This window comes from Marivita sp. NO-S04, assembly GCF_059070475.1.
The window spans coordinates 2,935,936-2,954,413 of the sequence record NZ_CM180980.1; the positions used below are offsets into that span (position 1 = coordinate 2,935,936).

The 18,478-nt window shown below is 55.1% G+C and carries 18 protein-coding genes, 1 tRNA gene and 1 pseudogene; 10 read left to right on the plus strand and 10 right to left on the minus strand.

Translation table 11 applies throughout. From position 1 onward, the window contains the following. The first annotated feature begins 85 nt into the window (after window positions 1–85). The 3 genes and pseudogenes from ACK3EW_RS15025 (at window position 86) to ACK3EW_RS15035 (ending at window position 2,511) form a co-directional block, all read left to right on the plus strand. Complete coding sequence (locus ACK3EW_RS15025; protein WP_493806829.1) at window positions 86–940, plus strand: LysR family transcriptional regulator; 855 nt, start codon at window positions 86–88, stop codon at window positions 938–940. 328 nt (window positions 941–1,268) lie between these two features. Then, a pseudogene (locus tag ACK3EW_RS15030) lies at window positions 1,269–1,565 on the plus strand (2-oxoglutarate and iron-dependent oxygenase domain-containing protein); the annotation flags it as partial. 13 nt (window positions 1,566–1,578) lie between these two features. Further along, a complete protein-coding gene (locus ACK3EW_RS15035) occupies window positions 1,579–2,511 on the plus strand; it encodes an IS5 family transposase (protein ID WP_493806415.1) in 933 nt (310 codons plus the stop codon). A 308-nt stretch (window positions 2,512–2,819) separates the two neighbouring features. On the opposite strand, the gene ACK3EW_RS15040 is transcribed toward ACK3EW_RS15035, so the two are convergent. Then, window positions 2,820–3,254: a type II toxin-antitoxin system RelE/ParE family toxin gene (locus ACK3EW_RS15040; RefSeq protein ID WP_493806830.1), complete on the minus strand. Its 435-nt coding sequence runs from the start codon at window positions 3,252–3,254 to the stop codon at window positions 2,820–2,822. Window positions 3,255–3,383: 129 nt separating this feature from the next. Here ACK3EW_RS15040 and ACK3EW_RS15045 point away from each other — a divergent pair, with 129 nt between their 5' ends. From ACK3EW_RS15045 to ACK3EW_RS15060, 4 genes are all read left to right on the plus strand, one after another. Next, the gene (locus tag ACK3EW_RS15045) at window positions 3,384–3,719 is read left to right on the plus strand and encodes an H-NS histone family protein (RefSeq protein ID WP_493806831.1); all 336 of its coding nucleotides are present in this window, start codon (window positions 3,384–3,386) and stop codon (window positions 3,717–3,719) included. Between the two features lie 448 nt (window positions 3,720–4,167). Next, window positions 4,168–5,100 (plus strand): IS5 family transposase, encoded by a 933-nt coding sequence (locus ACK3EW_RS15050; protein WP_493806415.1) that lies wholly within the window; start codon window positions 4,168–4,170, stop codon window positions 5,098–5,100. A gap of 264 nt (window positions 5,101–5,364) precedes the next feature. Next, a complete protein-coding gene (locus ACK3EW_RS15055) occupies window positions 5,365–7,680 on the plus strand; it encodes a DUF4214 domain-containing protein (protein ID WP_493806832.1) in 2,316 nt (771 codons plus the stop codon). Window positions 7,681–7,736: 56 nt separating this feature from the next. After that, entirely contained in the window at window positions 7,737–8,006 is a 270-nt protein-coding gene (locus tag ACK3EW_RS15060; protein WP_493806833.1) for a hypothetical protein, read from the plus strand. 295 nt (window positions 8,007–8,301) lie between these two features. On the opposite strand, the gene ACK3EW_RS15065 is transcribed toward ACK3EW_RS15060, so the two are convergent. Both ACK3EW_RS15065 and ACK3EW_RS15070 read right to left on the minus strand, forming a co-directional pair. Beyond that, window positions 8,302–9,234, minus strand: a complete 933-nt coding sequence (locus tag ACK3EW_RS15065) for an IS5 family transposase (RefSeq protein ID WP_493806415.1) — start codon at window positions 9,232–9,234, stop codon at window positions 8,302–8,304. 337 nt (window positions 9,235–9,571) lie between these two features. Next, the gene (locus ACK3EW_RS15070; RefSeq protein ID WP_493806834.1) at window positions 9,572–10,138 is read right to left on the minus strand and encodes a recombinase family protein; all 567 of its coding nucleotides are present in this window, start codon (window positions 10,136–10,138) and stop codon (window positions 9,572–9,574) included. A gap of 448 nt (window positions 10,139–10,586) precedes the next feature. Here ACK3EW_RS15070 and ACK3EW_RS15075 point away from each other — a divergent pair, with 448 nt between their 5' ends. Together ACK3EW_RS15075 and ACK3EW_RS15080 are read left to right on the plus strand one after the other, a co-directional pair. Continuing rightward, window positions 10,587–10,796, plus strand: coding sequence for a hypothetical protein (locus ACK3EW_RS15075; RefSeq protein ID WP_493806835.1), 210 nt, complete (start codon window positions 10,587–10,589; stop codon window positions 10,794–10,796). Continuing rightward, window positions 10,793–11,824, plus strand: a complete 1,032-nt coding sequence (locus tag ACK3EW_RS15080) for a tyrosine-type recombinase/integrase (protein WP_493806836.1) — start codon at window positions 10,793–10,795, stop codon at window positions 11,822–11,824. The genes ACK3EW_RS15075 and ACK3EW_RS15080 overlap by 4 nt, the downstream gene beginning before the upstream one ends. Before the next feature lie 79 nt (window positions 11,825–11,903). Here the strand turns inward: ACK3EW_RS15080 and ACK3EW_RS15085 are convergent. The 5 genes from ACK3EW_RS15085 to ACK3EW_RS15105 all read right to left on the minus strand — a co-directional run bounded on the left by ACK3EW_RS15085 (window position 11,904) and on the right by ACK3EW_RS15105 (window position 16,572). Further along, window positions 11,904–11,978, minus strand: a tRNA-Glu gene (locus ACK3EW_RS15085). A gap of 141 nt (window positions 11,979–12,119) precedes the next feature. Further along, window positions 12,120–13,865 carry a single-stranded-DNA-specific exonuclease RecJ gene (gene recJ, locus ACK3EW_RS15090; RefSeq protein ID WP_493806837.1) on the minus strand — a complete coding sequence of 582 codons (1,746 nt, stop codon included), beginning with the start codon at window positions 13,863–13,865 and terminating at the stop codon, window positions 12,120–12,122. 10 nt (window positions 13,866–13,875) lie between these two features. Next, window positions 13,876–14,841: a class II fructose-bisphosphatase gene (gene glpX / locus ACK3EW_RS15095; protein ID WP_439120053.1), complete on the minus strand. Its 966-nt coding sequence runs from the start codon at window positions 14,839–14,841 to the stop codon at window positions 13,876–13,878. An 87-nt stretch (window positions 14,842–14,928) separates the two neighbouring features. Next, entirely contained in the window at window positions 14,929–16,215 is a 1,287-nt protein-coding gene (locus ACK3EW_RS15100) for a homoserine dehydrogenase (RefSeq protein ID WP_439120052.1), read from the minus strand. Between the two features lie 75 nt (window positions 16,216–16,290). After that, window positions 16,291–16,572 (minus strand): hypothetical protein, encoded by a 282-nt coding sequence (locus ACK3EW_RS15105; RefSeq protein ID WP_493806838.1) that lies wholly within the window; start codon window positions 16,570–16,572, stop codon window positions 16,291–16,293. 96 nt (window positions 16,573–16,668) lie between these two features. Between ACK3EW_RS15105 and ACK3EW_RS15110 the strand changes: the two genes are divergently transcribed. Further along, window positions 16,669–17,253, plus strand: coding sequence for a TetR/AcrR family transcriptional regulator (locus tag ACK3EW_RS15110; protein WP_439120050.1), 585 nt, complete (start codon window positions 16,669–16,671; stop codon window positions 17,251–17,253). 86 nt (window positions 17,254–17,339) lie between these two features. Here the strand turns inward: ACK3EW_RS15110 and ACK3EW_RS15115 are convergent, their stop codons facing one another. Next, complete coding sequence (locus ACK3EW_RS15115) at window positions 17,340–17,696, minus strand: carboxymuconolactone decarboxylase family protein (RefSeq protein ID WP_493806839.1); 357 nt, start codon at window positions 17,694–17,696, stop codon at window positions 17,340–17,342. An 11-nt stretch (window positions 17,697–17,707) separates the two neighbouring features. Further along, complete coding sequence (locus tag ACK3EW_RS15120; RefSeq protein WP_085628206.1) at window positions 17,708–18,478, minus strand: amino acid ABC transporter permease; 771 nt, start codon at window positions 18,476–18,478, stop codon at window positions 17,708–17,710.

The window sequence follows — 18,478 nt, forward strand, 5'->3', positions numbered from 1 at the left end:
GGTTGAATTCGATTTGGCTGGAGTCTTTCAAGTTCAACGAATAAATTCAAATCAGGAATTTATGGCCTGAGGCATCGTTTGGCTTATGAAAAGGGATCGTCTTCCACCGCTCGAATGGATCCGCGCCTTCGAGGCGGCGGCGCGGCTCGGCAGCTTTACCGCCGCCGCTGAAGACGTCGGACTGACGCAAGCCGCGATCAGCCAGCGGATCGGGCAGTTGGAGAAACATCTCGGCACCCCCCTGTTCGAACGTCGAGCGCGGGCAATCTCTCTGACCGTCGAGGGCGAAGCGTGGTTGCCCCATGTCCGCATGGCGCTCGAAGGGCTGCGCGACAGCACCGAGGCGGTTTTCGGCACCGGACATAGACGTCTGACATTGTCCGCCAGCCAGACCGTCATCGGCCAGTGGTTGCTTCCAAGGCTGGATCGTCTGCAAACCCTCACGAAAGCTGAAATCTCGATCCAGTCGATGGTTGTTGGCACACATGACGCCCCGCAGGACGACGTCATCCGCATCCGTTATGGAACAGGTGACTGGCCGCACCCCTATCGCGCCCGGCTCTATGCCGAAGAAATCGCCCCGGTGGCGGCGCCCGCGCTGGCGGCCCGCGCAGGTCATTGGACAACGTTGCCGCGCATCGCCTGTGCGGGGCAGCGCCCCGGCTGGCACGCCTGGGCAGCAGAGTTCGGCATCGCTACCACCCCATTGCCCGACCTGCGCTTTGACACACATCTGTCGGCACTTGGCGCGGCCAAGGCGGGGCTGGGAGTATTGCTGGCATCGCTGCCATTGTGCGCGGAGGCCTTGTCAACGGGTGCGTTGGTTCGCCTCGATTCCGCGTCTCTTTCTCATCACCAAAGCTATTGGTTGCTCGCCAGCCCCCAAGCGGTGTCGCGCGACCAATGGCAGGCGATTACAACAGCAATCATCGATATCTGATTGAGAAGCGGCCCGGAGCTATGGTTCACCCAAAATGCGGAGCCCTGCGGTGTATCCGTCAGACCGGACTTTCGCTGCAAGTGCAGAATTGAGCCGAACAAGAACTGCTAAGTGGCGGATAAGGACGGTCGATAGCTGCCGCCGAGTGACCGCTTTGTCAGGCGTTTTTCCGTTGATCCTTAGCGCGATCCGCCATAATCTTGCTGGCATGTCAGGGTTCTTTCATCTCGTTATCCTCGAGCGCCACAGCGCTCACCGTCGAAAGCGTTTTGCTGGATAGCCAGCACCTTGTGTGCTGCGTCCAACAAATCACTTTCGGAGACTTCCCATGACTGAGTTTACAGAAATATCAGTGCTTGACCTTGCGCCATTGATGAATGATGGCGACACAACCCAGCTGGCCATCGACTTTGCAAATGCATACGGAAATACGGGCTTTGGTTACATCATCAACCATGGCGTGGATCCACAGCTTCGCAAAGACATATTTGCGGCTTCGAAGCAGCTTCACGCCCTTTCGGAAGCGCAGAAGCAGGCGATCGCGCTAGACAAGAACCATCGCGGCTACATCGGGCATTGTTGCAAAAGTCTGACGACGAAGGATTCACTTCGCGAATCCATGGCGTTAGACGCGGTGCATGAGCAAGCCATCTCCCGCCCGCTATCGCACGACGAACTGGTCCAGCTACAACGCGTCACTCAGGAAGCGGGGGTCTCTGCTCATCTGGGTCGACAAGGACATGACCTGGCGCGCGCCGCGTGACAGTCGACCCGGACGTCCGGCGGTGTTTTCCGATGCGGCCATACAGTTCTGCTTATCGATCAAAGTCCTGTTCAAGTTGCCGTTGCGCCAGACCGCCGGAATGGTGGCCAGCCTGCTGCGACTGGCCGGCCTGGACTGGCCCGTGCCGGACTTTTCCACGCTGTGCCGCAGGCAAAAGACCTTGGCCGTCCAGGTCCCGTATCGCCGTGCGGACGGCCCGCTGAACCTGCTGGTCGACAGCACCGGGATCAAGTTCCTCGGCGATGGCGAATGGCAGGCCCGCAAGCACGGGGTGCAAGGCCGACGCCAATGGCGCAAAGTCCATCTGGCCATGGACACCACCACCTCGGACATCCGGGCAGTCGAGTTCACCCCCAGCCGCGACGGCGACAGCCCCGTGCTGCCCGACCTGCTCGGCCAGATCCCGGCAGGTGAGCAGATAGGCACGGTCACCGCCGACGGCGCCTACGACACACGCCGCTGCCACAAGGCCATCATCGAACGCGACGCCGTTCCGATCATCCCGATCCGAAAGAACGGACGTCTCTGGAAAGAAGACTGCCCGGCTGCACGCGCCCGCAACGACACCCTGCGCGCGACGCGATACTACGGGCGGGCGTTCTGGAAACGCTGGACCGGATACCACGCCCGCAACCGGATCGAGGCGAAGATGCGCTGCCTGAAATCCTTCGGCGAGCGTATCATGGCAAGAGACCCCGACCGACAGACCGCCGAAATCCACATCCGCATCGCCCTCATGAACCGCTTCAACGCCCTCGGCACCGCCGAGATCGTCCGCGTGGCATAACGTCAGCGGGGTAAGGGGACGTCACGCCTCAGGCCGGGGTAATGCAACAACGCCCCGCGTGGGCAAAAAGCTATGAGGAATATTTTTCAAGACGATTGTTCTGGCAGATGCGACGATATGGGGCGGAACGGGTTGCTGATTATGCACCAAAATCACTGGCTGCTTAGGAAATTCGGGAGGAACACCGCTTTGCTTGCATCAGAGAAGCGCTGTGCGAAGCTCTGAGGCCGGGTGATGGTTTTTTTCGCACCAACCCTACTGGAACAGAGGAATGCCTGGTCTATGGCGATTTTTGAGGGGGTTTATGCTCAAAGCCGATTATCACCAGCGTGAAGTATCCCGAAGACTGTGACAGCGCCTGTCTCTTCATAGCCATAGACCAAGGTTGTGGATTGTTCCCGCAAGTGCAGTTCTTTGGTGTTTGGGTGCCTTCCGGACGCGCCAAGTTCAGGTGACATTTGAACATTGAGCGCTGCCTCAGCAATTGCGCGGTAAAATTGTTCAGCATCCAGAGGACTTGCTTGTGACAACCGTTCAACGATTTCAATGAAGTCGCGTGACGCAGGCTCAGCGACTTTGATTTTGTCCAAGCCAGCAGCTGACGCTGATGGTCCAAAGATATGACTAGCAAACACAAAACAACCTGATTTTACGGATATGATACCGATTTTTATTTTGAAAATGTCGCGCACGATGGGTTCCAAGTAGGCTTGAACTTCCTGTTTCAGCAAGTCCTTCTTCATAGCACACCGCTACCAACATAAGCGACAAGGTAAAGCCCAATCCGCAAAAGATGTGGGAGAAAGGTTTTACCAAACGCATATTAATGGCATATGCAGGTTCAGTCAAAGCAGTAGAAGGGAGAATCCAATATGCTTGATGTCAGCTATGACAATCTATCGCTTGCAGAATTGCAACAAATTCAAGCTGATGTGGCAAAGGCGATTGCATCATATCACGCACGCCAAAAGGCGGAGGCGAAAGCAAAGATTAACGCCATCGCCATAGAACACGGATTTGCCAATGCGGCTGAACTGGTTCAAGTTCAACCCAGAAAATCCCGTGCGAAGCCAGTGCCTCACTTTCGCAACCCGAACAATCACATGCAAGTATGCGGGAAAACCGGGCGCAAGCCGCAGTGGTTCATGGAACTGTTGCAAAGTGGCTACACAAAAGAAGACTTGCTGATTTCCAACCAGACTGGCTGAGGATGGGCACAGGACTTGTCCATACTTTGAGAAAAAGCGGCGATGAAGTTGAGGCTGTATGTAACTTCACCGCCGTTCAAAGTCTGAGAGCAATTTACAGGGGTTACCGTAAAATCGCTTGCTTGGGCTCCGGATAACAATGGCAGTAGTCCAACCCAAGCACTGACAACAAACACTATATCGCAGCCGTGTTTCAAACTGTTTTTCGGGTGATTATTTCAACTTTATAGTTGAAGTCGTGACTTTTTGCAGAGCTGGTCACCACCACAGATTGTATGTAAATCTTTGCACCCGCTCACCGAACAGCTTTCGTTCCACAGATTTCTACCTGTAGATTACAAGCGTAGCGGCAACGGGAGAGCCATCACGATGACCACCATAGGGCATTGTTGCAAAAGTCTGACGACGAAGGATTCACTTCGCGAATCCATGGCGTTAGACGCGGTGCATGAGCAAGCCATCTCCCGCCCGCTATCGCACGACGAACTGGTCCAGCTACAACGCGTCACTCAGGAAGCGGGGGTCTCTGCTCATCTGGGTCGACAAGGACATGACCTGGCGCGCGCCGCGTGACAGTCGACCCGGACGTCCGGCGGTGTTTTCCGATGCGGCCATACAGTTCTGCTTATCGATCAAAGTCCTGTTCAAGTTGCCGTTGCGCCAGACCGCCGGAATGGTGGCCAGCCTGCTGCGACTGGCCGGCCTGGACTGGCCCGTGCCGGACTTTTCCACGCTGTGCCGCAGGCAAAAGACCTTGGCCGTCCAGGTCCCGTATCGCCGTGCGGACGGCCCGCTGAACCTGCTGGTCGACAGCACCGGGATCAAGTTCCTCGGCGATGGCGAATGGCAGGCCCGCAAGCACGGGGTGCAAGGCCGACGCCAATGGCGCAAAGTCCATCTGGCCATGGACACCACCACCTCGGACATCCGGGCAGTCGAGTTCACCCCCAGCCGCGACGGCGACAGCCCCGTGCTGCCCGACCTGCTCGGCCAGATCCCGGCAGGTGAGCAGATAGGCACGGTCACCGCCGACGGCGCCTACGACACACGCCGCTGCCACAAGGCCATCATCGAACGCGACGCCGTTCCGATCATCCCGATCCGAAAGAACGGACGTCTCTGGAAAGAAGACTGCCCGGCTGCACGCGCCCGCAACGACACCCTGCGCGCGACGCGATACTACGGGCGGGCGTTCTGGAAACGCTGGACCGGATACCACGCCCGCAACCGGATCGAGGCGAAGATGCGCTGCCTGAAATCCTTCGGCGAGCGTATCATGGCAAGAGACCCCGACCGACAGACCGCCGAAATCCACATCCGCATCGCCCTCATGAACCGCTTCAACGCCCTCGGCACCGCCGAGATCGTCCGCGTGGCATAACGTCAGCGGGGTAAGGGGACGTCACGCCTCAGGCCGGGGTAATGCAACAACGCCCCACCATAGACACATTGCTGAAATCCTATCGCACCGCCGCTACCACAGAGCGCGACATAGGCACCAATGTTTTGGGTGATGATGTGCGTCGCGGAATATCAATCCAAAACTGAATGATGAACCAGTTGAAGTTGTCAGCACATTCCAATCAATCAAGCGGACGAATTTAGAGAGCATCCGCTTTCACCCAGTCCAACAAGGGAAATAAACATGCCGCAGATAATCCCAGAAGATATCACCTGGACATCCGGACAGATTATAAACCTGAATGATGAACTGCAGATTGCACCTAATGTCACTTTAACAATTGAAGATGGTGTTGTTGTAAATGGAAACGGACACTCAATAACAGTCTTCGGCAACTTCATATCTTTGAATGCAGAATTGACGACCACAACATTCAATGATGTTATATTCTCGTTTGGCAGCGACCCTGAGGCTCCCGGAAATATTTCAATTAACGACGCACATATATCAAACGGGTATTTTTTACCGGCAACCGGAAATGCTTCCTATGGAAATTTTTCAATTTCACATAGCACATTTACTGAGGTGTCTGGATTTTATATATGGTATCCAACATCTAATTCAGCTTTTACAAACAATCTTTTCATTGGATCTCAGGGGTTGTCCATTGGCGTAAGAGACGCTGCCTTATTAATCAGAAACAACACATTTTTTGACGCACAGGTCGCGATAGGTGGAAGCTCTACAATTGCAGTTTGGGCGAACTATGGGGACCCTGAACATATTTCAATTATTGGTAATAACTTCCTTGAAGGATTACAGGCACACCTTGAATTACAAGCAGGTTATCCCACTGCAAAGTTATATAGTTTTGAAAATTACTTTCTTGGATACACTCTCAGCGATGCGGAAGATGCAGTGCTGGATGCAGGAGATAGCCTGACACGCGGAGCTGACATATTGCTTGAAAGTCATCAATCAACACCAAATTTGACAGCTCCGCCCTTACCATCAATGTCCGTCTCCCCAATAAACGGAAGCAGTAGTGAGGGCACCAACCACAACACCCAAGTGAGCTTTATAGCGACCTTATCAGAGCCATCAACCCAAACGGTATCTGTGCGCTACGCAACTCAGAGTTCAAGCGCCATCGCTGGCGAGGACTTCGTTGCCACAACCGGCACTCTTACCTTTGCTCCGGGTTCAACAACCGAAACCTTTTCAGTTGAAATTGTCGGAGACACAGAGAACGAAAGCGATGAAATTTTTCGTGTGGAGCTCAGCGATCCAATTGGCGCTGTTCTTGACCTGAGCGGGACAGTCATCAAAGCCTATCAAGCACTTCATACAATCAGAAATGATGACGACCTCACCAATGTGAATGAGAACCCGACTGGTGCCGTCATAATCTCGGGAACGGCATCAGAGGGCAACCAGCTCACCGCAATCACATCCATCATTGCTGATACCGATGGACTGGGGTCGTTAAGTTACCAGTGGCTCAGAGATGGGAACCCGATCACCGGCGCAATCAGCAGAATATACGACCTTGTAAATGACGACATCGGGGAATCCATCTCTGTTCGCATCACATACACAGATGGCGGCGGCACAACCGAAACCCTCACATCCGCGGAAACAGCTGCTGTTACCAGCGCAATTCCCCCCGAGACAACGAGTCCAACAGATGCTGCCGACAGTGTTATCGGAACAGATTTATCTGAGATAATAGCAGCCAGAGGCGGCAACGATTTCATCACCGCAAGCAAAGGTAATGACAGGATAGATGGCGGTCTTGGGATTGACACTGTGCTGTATGATGGAAACCAAAATAGCTATACGGTGACACTGACATCTTCAGGTGTGCAGGTGCGAGACCGGCGCACTGATGGCAATGGCACCGACACACTGACAAATACTGAATTCCTTGTGTTTGACGCTGGTCCCTACGCAGAGTTCAATCTTACCCAGTTCGGCGGGGCTGCATCACTCAATGAAGAGGCTTTCAGAGGATTTATTGAACTCTACATCGCCTATTACAATCGTGCTCCAGATGCCATTGGCCTAAACTTCTGGGGAACCGCATATGCGAACGGAACCAGTATGGAAGAAATGGCAACCCTATTCGCAGGACAATCTGAAACGCTGAGATTTTACCCAGAAAACACATCAAACGCGGAATTTGCAGAGGCCGTCTATAACAATGTGCTTGGGAGAACTCCAGACCAAGCTGGATTTGATTTTTGGGTTAATAGCCTCAACTCAGGATTCGTAAGCCGAGATCAATTCATACTTGAAGTTCTTGGTGGTGTCCAAGATGGTTCTACTGACCGAGTGTATTTGGATAACAAGGTCAATGTCGGAGCCTACTTTGCCGTGCATAAAGGCTTATCAGATACTTCAGAGGCTGCGATAGCGATGGCTTTATACGACGGTAGCAACCTAAGCCTTCAATCCGTTAAACAAACTGTGGATAGCTTTCACGCAGCTGCATTAGACCCACTTAATGGTGACTTCTTACTACCATTGGTTGGCGTTTTAACGGATCCGTTTGCCTAAGGGTCACCGAGTGTAAAATTCTTCCATACCCGCTACCTGAGTTGAATATCTAACCAATGCTACTCAAAACCATACCCGCCATTTTCGCCACCACCCTGCTACCCACACTGGTTGAGGAAACCGAAACAAACTTTCTGACCTGCACAATCGGAACCAAACAGCTTTCATTGTCCAAACAAGATGGCGACATCATCTATAGGTTCGGTCCCTCAGGAAAGCCTGAGCTGGTTTTGAAAGAACCTGTTGCCACTGTGGATTTCCAACCGTGGAACGGTTTGGGAAGCACGGATGCGCATGCTGTTACCTTTTATAACCAAAATCTATAGCTACACTGTGATTACAACATCACCATATGAAAATTTTCGTAACGGTATCCACTATTACGATATCACTATCTGGGTGGAACGAGACGGAAAAAATCTGGCCAGCTTGAATTGCAGAGAAGAACTCGCTGGTAATCCATTGGACTATCTACGAGAAGCCAAAGCTGCCATCGGTCAATGTTGGAATCGTGAGCAGCAACAGTGGTCGGAAAACTGTGCAGATTGAAGCCAAACCAGCCACATCGGCGTTGTTGCATTACCCCGGCCTGAGGCGTGACGTCCCCTTACCCCGCTGACGTTATGCCACGCGGACGATCTCGGCGGTGCCGAGGGCGTTGAAGCGGTTCATGAGGGCGATGCGGATGTGGATTTCGGCGGTCTGTCGGTCGGGGTCTCTTGCCATGATACGCTCGCCGAAGGATTTCAGGCAGCGCATCTTCGCCTCGATCCGGTTGCGGGCGTGGTATCCGGTCCAGCGTTTCCAGAACGCCCGCCCGTAGTATCGCGTCGCGCGCAGGGTGTCGTTGCGGGCGCGTGCAGCCGGGCAGTCTTCTTTCCAGAGACGTCCGTTCTTTCGGATCGGGATGATCGGAACGGCGTCGCGTTCGATGATGGCCTTGTGGCAGCGGCGTGTGTCGTAGGCGCCGTCGGCGGTGACCGTGCCTATCTGCTCACCTGCCGGGATCTGGCCGAGCAGGTCGGGCAGCACGGGGCTGTCGCCGTCGCGGCTGGGGGTGAACTCGACTGCCCGGATGTCCGAGGTGGTGGTGTCCATGGCCAGATGGACTTTGCGCCATTGGCGTCGGCCTTGCACCCCGTGCTTGCGGGCCTGCCATTCGCCATCGCCGAGGAACTTGATCCCGGTGCTGTCGACCAGCAGGTTCAGCGGGCCGTCCGCACGGCGATACGGGACCTGGACGGCCAAGGTCTTTTGCCTGCGGCACAGCGTGGAAAAGTCCGGCACGGGCCAGTCCAGGCCGGCCAGTCGCAGCAGGCTGGCCACCATTCCGGCGGTCTGGCGCAACGGCAACTTGAACAGGACTTTGATCGATAAGCAGAACTGTATGGCCGCATCGGAAAACACCGCCGGACGTCCGGGTCGACTGTCACGCGGCGCGCGCCAGGTCATGTCCTTGTCGACCCAGATGAGCAGAGACCCCCGCTTCCTGAGTGACGCGTTGTAGCTGGACCAGTTCGTCGTGCGATAGCGGGCGGGAGATGGCTTGCTCATGCACCGCGTCTAACGCCATGGATTCGCGAAGTGAATCCTTCGTCGTCAGACTTTTGCAACAATGCCGGAAAACTGTGCAGATTGAAGCCAAACCAGCCACATCTCAAACAGGCAGTGTTTGAACCAATCCAAAAAACAGCACAGCATAGAGCATCATCATTCCAACCAATAGCACCTTGCTCACGAGCTACACTCCCTGTCTGAATTTATATACAGCGTAAGAGTAAGCCAGCTTTACACCTATGCGACTTTGGTGGGATTAGTGTGCAACTATCCCCGACCACTTCGCCACACGAGCATAGGCGGCATCTGGATCTGCGGCAATGCGCAACACAGCTTAGCGCGATAGACCTACAGATTTCGCAACTGCATTGGGGTTCATGGTTTCCAGCAGCGAAACCACCTGTTCAATCTGTTCAGCTCCATAAGACGGTTTCCTGCCGCGATACTTCCCTGCTTGTCCCTTGGCATAAGCTATCCCCGCCTTCTGAGCTTCACGGGTGGCTTCTAATTGTGCTTGGGCTGTTGCTGCGAGGAACGATATCAGAGCATCACGCACGGCCATCTGCATCGGTTCTTTGGTGGCACCATCAAAGACCATGCCATTGATTACGGTTTTGATGATGACTCCGCGTTCCATAAACTCACGGATGACCCCGGTAACATCGCTGTAGTTCCTGCCAAGCCTATCCACCCAACGAACTACCAAAACATCGCCAGCACGGAGCTTATCATACAGTCGTTTGCCTTCTGGCCTTTCACGGAGTCTTGTTGAAACGCCAGACACACCATCATCGGCCAAGACTTCATCAATCTTGAAGCCAGCTTTCACAGCCTGTTCCAGCTGATGTTCTATCGTTTGATCAGCTGTTGAGACTCTCGCGTAAAGAATCGTGTGTGACATTGGTAGCGCTCCTTATCCATAAAGGTGCCAATCGTATAAATTATGTCCGTATAAAATTACCAGGGCTTACGGACGCAAGTTTGGATGAACTTCTCCAATCAATCATTCTGTCCATATAGGCTTACCTGTGTGGAGAGAGTAACGGAACACAACCGATACGCGACAGTGCTCAACTCAGCTTGCACCGCTTTCGTATTGCAAGACGGAAACCACGAATCACCACAATTCCCAATTAACATTCAAATAAAATTTGAAAATCACATATTAAATTTACTTATTCGGCAGAAATCTTCTCAGAGAAATTGCAACCCACTGAAGTAATTGGATTTCTTGTAACGCACAACTTTTTCAAATGAGCATTCACATAATGTCTTGATGCTCTACGGAGCGATGGGGCATTCATCCATCGTCGCTGACAATCAATGGATACTCAATGAAAGGCTAAACAATGGAAATAAACATCACAGAAAAATTCAGGGGAAGCCGTCAATCTGGCTTTAAGCAAATAGATATCACCAGAGCTGTTCGTGGTGCCGAAGCAGCTGGACTTGCTATTCAACAAATTGAAGTTGATCACCAAACTGGCAAAATCTGCTTATTCACAAACACCAAAGCAAAACCAACAAATCCAAACCCTTGCGATAGGCTCCTGAAATGAAAAATAGTAAAAATCCTTTTCCAAATGTAACCCGAACTGTGGATAGGCATAATAAAGTTCGTTGGCGGTATCGCAGCAAGGGGTTTTCTACCTATTTGGTTGGAAGCTATGGCTCTGCCGAATTTCGCGCCTCCTACGAACAGGCAATCAACAATAAAAGCACTACGAAGGAGTATAATGTTTTGGCCTATGGGACACTGCATTGGCTTATTGAGCAGTATCTTCGGTCACCCAAACATCTCAGTAAGAGCACAAGCACGAAAAAGGTGTTGCTCCGGGAACTTGACTGGCTCAGGAAAGAGGCAGGTGACTTACCGTTATCGGAGTTCCGTGCGCGACATATAGAAGCTTTAATGAGTCGGAAATCAGGTCCAGCTGCGGCAAATAAAGTTCGTAAGAATCTTTCAATGCTCTTCACTTTTGCTATTAAACAGGAAGTAGATGGAGTTACAAATAATCCGGCAAAAGCAGCTGACCGAAAAAGAGAAAGCTCAGAGGGATTTCATACTTGGACTATAGACGAGATGAAAAGATTTTTAGCTACTCACCCGGCCGGTTCAAAAGCAAGACTTGTTTTTCGTATCGCAGAAAACACAGGTGCTGCTCGCTCGGATATTTGCAAAATGACTTGGGAAAATATCAAGGGAGACCGAATCTTCTATAAACGAGGTAAAACTGATGTGGGCGGAGGCTATATAATTCAAAATGAACTGGCAACCGAACTTGCCAAATTAGACCCTAATACTCCCTATTTGGTGAGTCATAGTGGGGGACTCCCCTACAAACCTGAAACTTTCGGCAATTGGTTCAAGGCGCAGTGCATGAAGGCGGGATTAGAGCACTGTTCTTTGCACGGTATCCGTAAAGGACAAGCCACAGCGATTGCAGACAGCGGGGGAAGTGAGTTTGAAGTTATGGCGTTTCTTGCACACGCCAGCCCGAAAGAAGCAGCTACATACACACGAAAGGCTAATCGGAACAAGTTGGCAGACAGCGGCCTGTCACGCTTGGCAAGAGCGAAGACCTAAAAATTTTGTCCAACCCATACCAAGGGTTGGGCAAACGGCACCGATAAAGCCTTGAAAGTATAGGGAAATTCCAAACCAGTGGCAGCCCGTAGGGGAATCGAACCCCTCTTTCCAGGTTGAAAACCTGGCGTCCTAACCGATAGACGAACGGGCCACTGTTGGTGAGCGGTGTTTAGGCAAAGCCGCGCGGCCATGCAAGCGGAAATTGGAAGGTTTTTCGCGGTTTTTTCGAACTTGGCGAAATAAATTTGACCATTCGGTAAAGGTTACACTTTTCAGATACTTAAGTGGATCACTACCCAGCACGCGCCGCGTCTTCCAAGCGCAATTGCACAGACCGCTTGCCACCCCATTCGTTGATTTCCAAACGTCCAGCCAAATGGAATCGTGCGCCCCCATGCTGTTCGAGTGCCGGACCAAGCGGTCCATCGAATGCTCCGAAGGAAATCGCGTCTATCCGCGCGCCAAGACCGTCGCCAAAACTGATTTTGAGATGCGAACTCCCGACCCGTTTCGCGAATCCAATATGCATATCTGGAAACACAAATCTCGGTGCGGCCGCCCCTGCTCCGAACGGTCCAGCCTCTTCGAGTTGCTCGACAAGCTCCGGTGTAGCGGCACCCGGCATAAGTGGGCCATCCAGTCGCAAATCGGATGCACCCAGTTGGTCCGCACCCTGCTTTGCCAGAATCTCTGACAGGCGCATCATCGCCGGTTCCAGCTGCCCACGCGATAGCGACAGGCCAGCTGCCATCTTGTGACCACCGCCCTTTTCCAGATGGCCTTCGGCAGCCAGCTTCTGGATTGCAGCCCCTAGGTCGATTCCACTGACCGACCGTCCGGACCCCTTGCCCGCATCCCCATCGAACCCAATCACGATGGACGGGCGGTTGGTACGTTCCTTGAGGCGCGATGCGACAATCCCCACGACACCGGGATGCCAGCCCTCGTCAGCGGCCCAGACAAGCGGCGCGTCAAAGCCACGTTCTTCGGCCTGCTCCAAAGCCTGTGCACGCACAGCCTCTTCGATCTCGCGCCGTTCGGTATTGAGCGAATCGAGACGTTCGGCAATGGACTTAGCCTCGTGTGGATCAGTGGTTGCCAGAAGCCGGGCGCCAAGGTCAGCTTTGCCGATCCGCCCCCCCGCATTGACCCTTGGCCCCAGAACAAAGCCAAGGTGGTACGACTTGGGTGCGGTATCCAGACGGCCCACATCACAAAGCGCGACCAGACCGGGGCGCGCGCGCTGCGCCATCACTTTGAGACCTTGCCGCACAAGCGCGCGATTCACACCTTTGAGCGGTGCCACATCAGCCACTGTCGCCAGGGCCACAAGGTCGAGCATCGACATCAGGTCCGGGCCCTGAGCGCCAGTCTCGCGAATTTGCCGTCCAGCTTCGACCAGCGTCAGGAACACCACGCCCGCAGCACACAGATGGGCCAAGGCTCCGTCCTCATCCTGCCGGTTCGGGTTTACCACGGCGAAGGCCTCGGGCAGAGTTTCTCCCCCAAGGTGATGATCGAGCACGACAACATCCGCACCGCGTGCCGCCGCAATCGGGCCATGCGAAAGAGTTCCGCAATCAACACAGACGATCAGGTCATGATCCCGCGCCAATGCCTCCATTGCAGCCTCATTAGGGCCGTAGCCTTCGTCGATGCGGTCGGGCACATAGAGCGTTGCTTTGCGGTCAAGCTGCCGCAACCAGTCGATCAACAGGGCAGCAGACGCGCCCCCATCCACATCGTAATCGGCAAAGATCGCAATCCGTTCTCGGTTTCTCACTGCCTGCAAGATGCGGCCCGCCGCGTGTTCCATATCACGCAAGGAGCGGGGATCGGGAAGCAACGCACGCAGGGTTGGTTCAAGGTAGGTGGGCACTTCGTCGGCAATGACGCCCAGCCGGGACAACGTCTGACACAATGCAGGCGGCAAGCCTGTCTGTTGCATCAGCGCTTCGGCATGTCGAGTGATCTCGGGCGCCGGACCGATCCAGCGCCGCCCGGTCAGTGACCTGTCGACGCCAAGATATGCGGTCACGCCTGCTCCATCAGTGCATCGGGTTCCGGTATGTCATCCGCCGGACCGATCCGGTCTTCGAGCGCATGAGCAACGTCTCGGTCGTGTAGAACCCAACCTCGCGCTTGATCCCAGCGAGCAGCGATCCGGTGGTGACACCGGTGGCCGCGAAGATCACGTCCTGAGTGACCATCTCATCGCGGGTGTAGATCTTGTCGAGATCGGTGATCCCTGCCTTGGCCGCGCGCCCTTTTTCGTCGTCATTGCGGAACAACAGACGCCCTTGGATCTGGCCACCCATACATTTCAAAGCCGCTGCGGCCAGTACCCCTTCGGGTGCGCCTCCAGTGCCCATATACATATCGACGCCGGTCTGGCTGGGTTCGGCGCAGTGCATAACACCGGCCACGTCACCATCGGTGATCAGACGGATTGCCGCACCAGTAGACCGGATCTCGGCGATCATGTCTTCGTGGCGCGGGCGTTCAAGGACGCAGACGGTGATATCACGCGGGCTGCATCCTTTGACCTTAGCCAATGCGGCAACGCGTTCGCGCGGCGACATATCAAGGGTCACAAGGCCTTCGGCAAAGCCCGGACCAATGGCCAGCTTTTCCATATAAACGTCCGGCGCGTGCAGCATCGACCCGCGCGGCCCCATGGCGATCACAGTCAGCGCGTTGGGCATGTCTTTGGCGGTCAGCGTTGTGCCTTCCAGTGGATCAAGCGCGATATCCACACCGGGACCATTTCCGGTGCCAACCTCTTCACCGATAAACAGCATCGGAGCTTCGTCACGTTCACCTTCGCCGATCACAACGACGCCAGCAATGTCCAGCAGGTTAAGCTGTTGACGCATTGCATTCACAGCCGCCTGATCCGCCGCTTTCTCGTCGCCGCGTCCGATCAGGTTCACGGTGGCGATAGCGGCCTGTTCCGCGACCCGCGCCAAACCAAGGGACAACATACGATCATTGAAATCAGCGCGCGCGGTCATGAAACTCTCCAGTCACGAAAATAATTCAGTTGGGAAGCGTGTTAAGCCCGCGCCCCCCTGCTGACAAGGTTGATTGCGCTAAAGCGGTCAGACCTGTTCGATCCGAAGCGCGACAGGTTCGCCTTCGACAACATTCGTACCGACCATAGCGGCCAGTGCCGTGTCCAGTGCGGCGCGGGTGGTCTTGTGAGTGACAATCAGCACCGGCGCAGTGTTCAGGTCATGGCTGCGCTGGCGCATCCTGTTGATCGACACACCAGCTTCGCCCAGCACCGCAGCAACCTTGGCCAGCGCACCGGGTTTGTCGAGAAGGATCAGTCGTAGATAATAAGGCGCAGGGGTCGCCGTCTGTGCCGGCGTTGCCTTGGCCAACGACGCGGCGGGCTGACCGAAGGTCGACACCCGCGTGCCCCGCGCGATGTCGATCACATCACCCATGACCGCGCTGGCAGTCGGACCTTCACCCGCGCCTGCACCGCGCAATACGAGTTGCCCCACCTGATCGCCTTCGATCACCACCATATTGGTGCCACCGTCAAGCTGGCCCAAGGGCGATGTTGCCGGGACGAGGCAGGGCGACATGCGCTGTTCAAGCCCACGTCCGGTCATCTGACAAACGCCGAGCAGTTTTACTTTATAGCCCATATCCGCCGCCTGGCGGATGTCTTCGATACTGACTCGCCCGATGCCTTCAAGCTCGACCGCATCGAAAGCCACTTGGGTGCCAAAAGCGATAGAGGCCAAAAGCGACAGCTTGTGACCTGCGTCTATGCCGCCCACGTCAAGGTTGGGATCTGCTTCGAGATAGCCAAGACCATCCGCTTCGGCGAAAGCCTGATCGTATGTCAGGCCTGCCGACTCCATGCGGGTCAGGATGTAATTGCAAGTGCCGTTCATCACACCCATCACGCGGGTGATGTCATTGGCGGCCAGGCCTTCAGTCAGCGCCTTGACCACAGGGATACCGCCGGCAACCGCCGCTTCGAACCGCAGCACCGATCCAGCCTTTTCGGCTGCGTCGGCAAGGTCTTGTCCGTGGTGTGCCAAAAGGGCCTTATTGGCAGTAACGACATCTTTGCCCGCGCGCAAAGCCGCCTCGGTCGCAGCCTTGGCTGGACCATCGCTCCCGCCGACCAGTTCTACGAAAACATCCACATCATCCCGTTGCGCAAGGGCCACGGGATCATCCTCCCACGCATATCCATCAAGCGGAACACCGCGATCCTTGACCCGATTGCGCGCGCAGACCGCTGAGATAGTGATCGGACGCCCGCCCCGTGCCTGAAGCAGCGCGGCTTTCTGGCGGACGATCTTGACGACGCCCCCACCGACAGTGCCCAGACCCGCAATTCCAAGACGCAGAGGTTCAGTCATTCAGGCAATCCTTTTGCAGTCGGCAGTGATTTTGCCCGCAATAGCGTCTTGCGTTCTGCGCTGCAACGGCCCTGATCAGGGTTGTGTCACACCATCGTCCATTCGGTCACGGGTGTCGCGGTCGATGACAGGGCCACGCAGCCCATCAGCCCGGTTGCGCAGACCCGCGGCACGGGCCAGCAGCGCCTCATCGTCGGTTTCGCTCAAAGCCGTTTCCTGATCCGGTGCCAATTGTTCGAACGGCAACAAGTCCGGGTAACCAGCATCGGGATCACCGGCCGCAAGAGCCGCATCCACTTCGGGAAACTCCGCACAAGCGGTTACGAGAAAACCAAGGATGATCGCCGCCCGCCACATCAGAACTCTCCTTCTGCCCCGATTGTCATGCCGCAGTGCAGGCAAGGGCGCAACCACAGGCTTGATCTGAACGGGTGTTCAGATAATCTGCCAAGCATGGCACGCACGGCTGGCTCACATTCGGATATCACAGGGCCCCGGGTGCGCGAGGCGGCACTCTCGCTGTTTGCGCAGCATGGCTACGCCGCCGTTTCAATGCGGCGGATCGCGCAGGACGTCGGAGTTCAGGCCGGAGCGCTGTACAACTACACACCGGACAAGCAGTCTTTGCTTTTTGACCTGATGCGCGGGCATATGGATGATCTGCTGCAGGCAAGGGCGCTTGAACCGCAAAGCGCTACACCTCTGGACAGTCTTGAAGCCTTCAGCCGATTTCATATCCGATTTCACCTTGAACGGCCTTTGGCGGTGTTCATTTCCTACATGGAGCTGCGAAACCTCACCCCCGAAAACTTTGCCACGATCGAAGACCTGCGTCGCCGCTATGAAAGCGAACTTGAAACGATCCTACGCGACGGTCGCGATACCGGAGTGTTTGATGTCGCCGATACCAAGATCACAACATTGGCGATCATCGCGATGCTGAACGGGGTGAACACGTGGTATCGCAGTGGTGGGCGATTGTCGCTTCCCGAGGTGGAGGCCATCTATTGGGGCATGGTGCACAAGGCGGTCACGTGAGAAGAGATTTAAATCTCTTGACGTAAGCGCCTTGAAACGCGGTTTGCAAACCGCGTTTCAAGGTCTTTCGAAAGACCTTTTCGGCCTCAGACAGACGTCGCCGGCACCCCATTCGTAAACTCGTCATAGGCCTCAAGAGCCTTAGCGCTAAACGCCACCGAAGGTCCCCCACCCATATAGGCGATCATCGCCAGCGCCTCGCAGAACTCGTCGCGGGGCGTCTTTAGCCGCACCAACGATTTGACGTGAAAGGCGATACAACTGTCACACCGGGTCGCAATCGCAATACCCAGCGCGATCAATTCCTTGGTCTTTTCATCCAACGCGCCATTGGTCTTTGCGGCCCGCCCCATCTGGTTGAAGCCTGCGAATGTCTCGGGCGTTTCCTTTTGCAGGACATCAAGACGCCCAACGGTTTCCTTCATGAACTCCGACCAACTCATCTCAATCTCCATCAACGGCTTTCATCTGCACCCATCTTACGCTCAAGCCACCGCACGAAGAAGCTGATGATGAGGACAAGCACAAGGTATTCGAGGATCAGCAACGAGTAGATTTCGAGTGGCCTGTATTCCGTAACGACCAACTCGTTCGCGCGACGCGTCAATTCCTGCATCCCGATGACCGAGGCAAAGGCCGACATTTTGACGATGTAAATGAACTGATTGGCCAACGGCGGCAGGATGCGCCGGATCGCCTGAGGCAGGACGACGTAGCGCATCGTCTGGCTGTAGGTCAGGCCAACGGTCCGGGCTGCTTCGGTCTGGCCTTTTGGGATCGACTGGATGCCCGAGCGATAGATTTCAGCCGTGAACGCGCTGTCGGAAATCGCCAATGTGATGATCGCCCCCCAGAACGCGTCGATGGTGATTGGAAATCCAAGCGACCGCATCACGACCGGAAGACCGTAGAACACCCAAAACAGCATTGGCAGCAGCGGTATCGCGCGCACAAACTCGATATAGACCCGCGACGGAAGCCGAATCCAGCGGTTCGACGACATACCCGGCAAGGCCACCAGCAGCCCAATCGTCATCGACAACGCCGTGGCGATCAGAGAAAGCTGGATCGTTGCCCAGAAGCCGCCGACAAGGAACCGGATGTTGGTCTGGCCCTGCGCCGTCGACGGGTCGATCACGTACCAGCCCCAAGTACCGTCCCCGGAACAGGCGGCAAGAAACAGGCAGGCGCCCAGCAGCATCCAAATTTTGAAGAACCGTTTCAT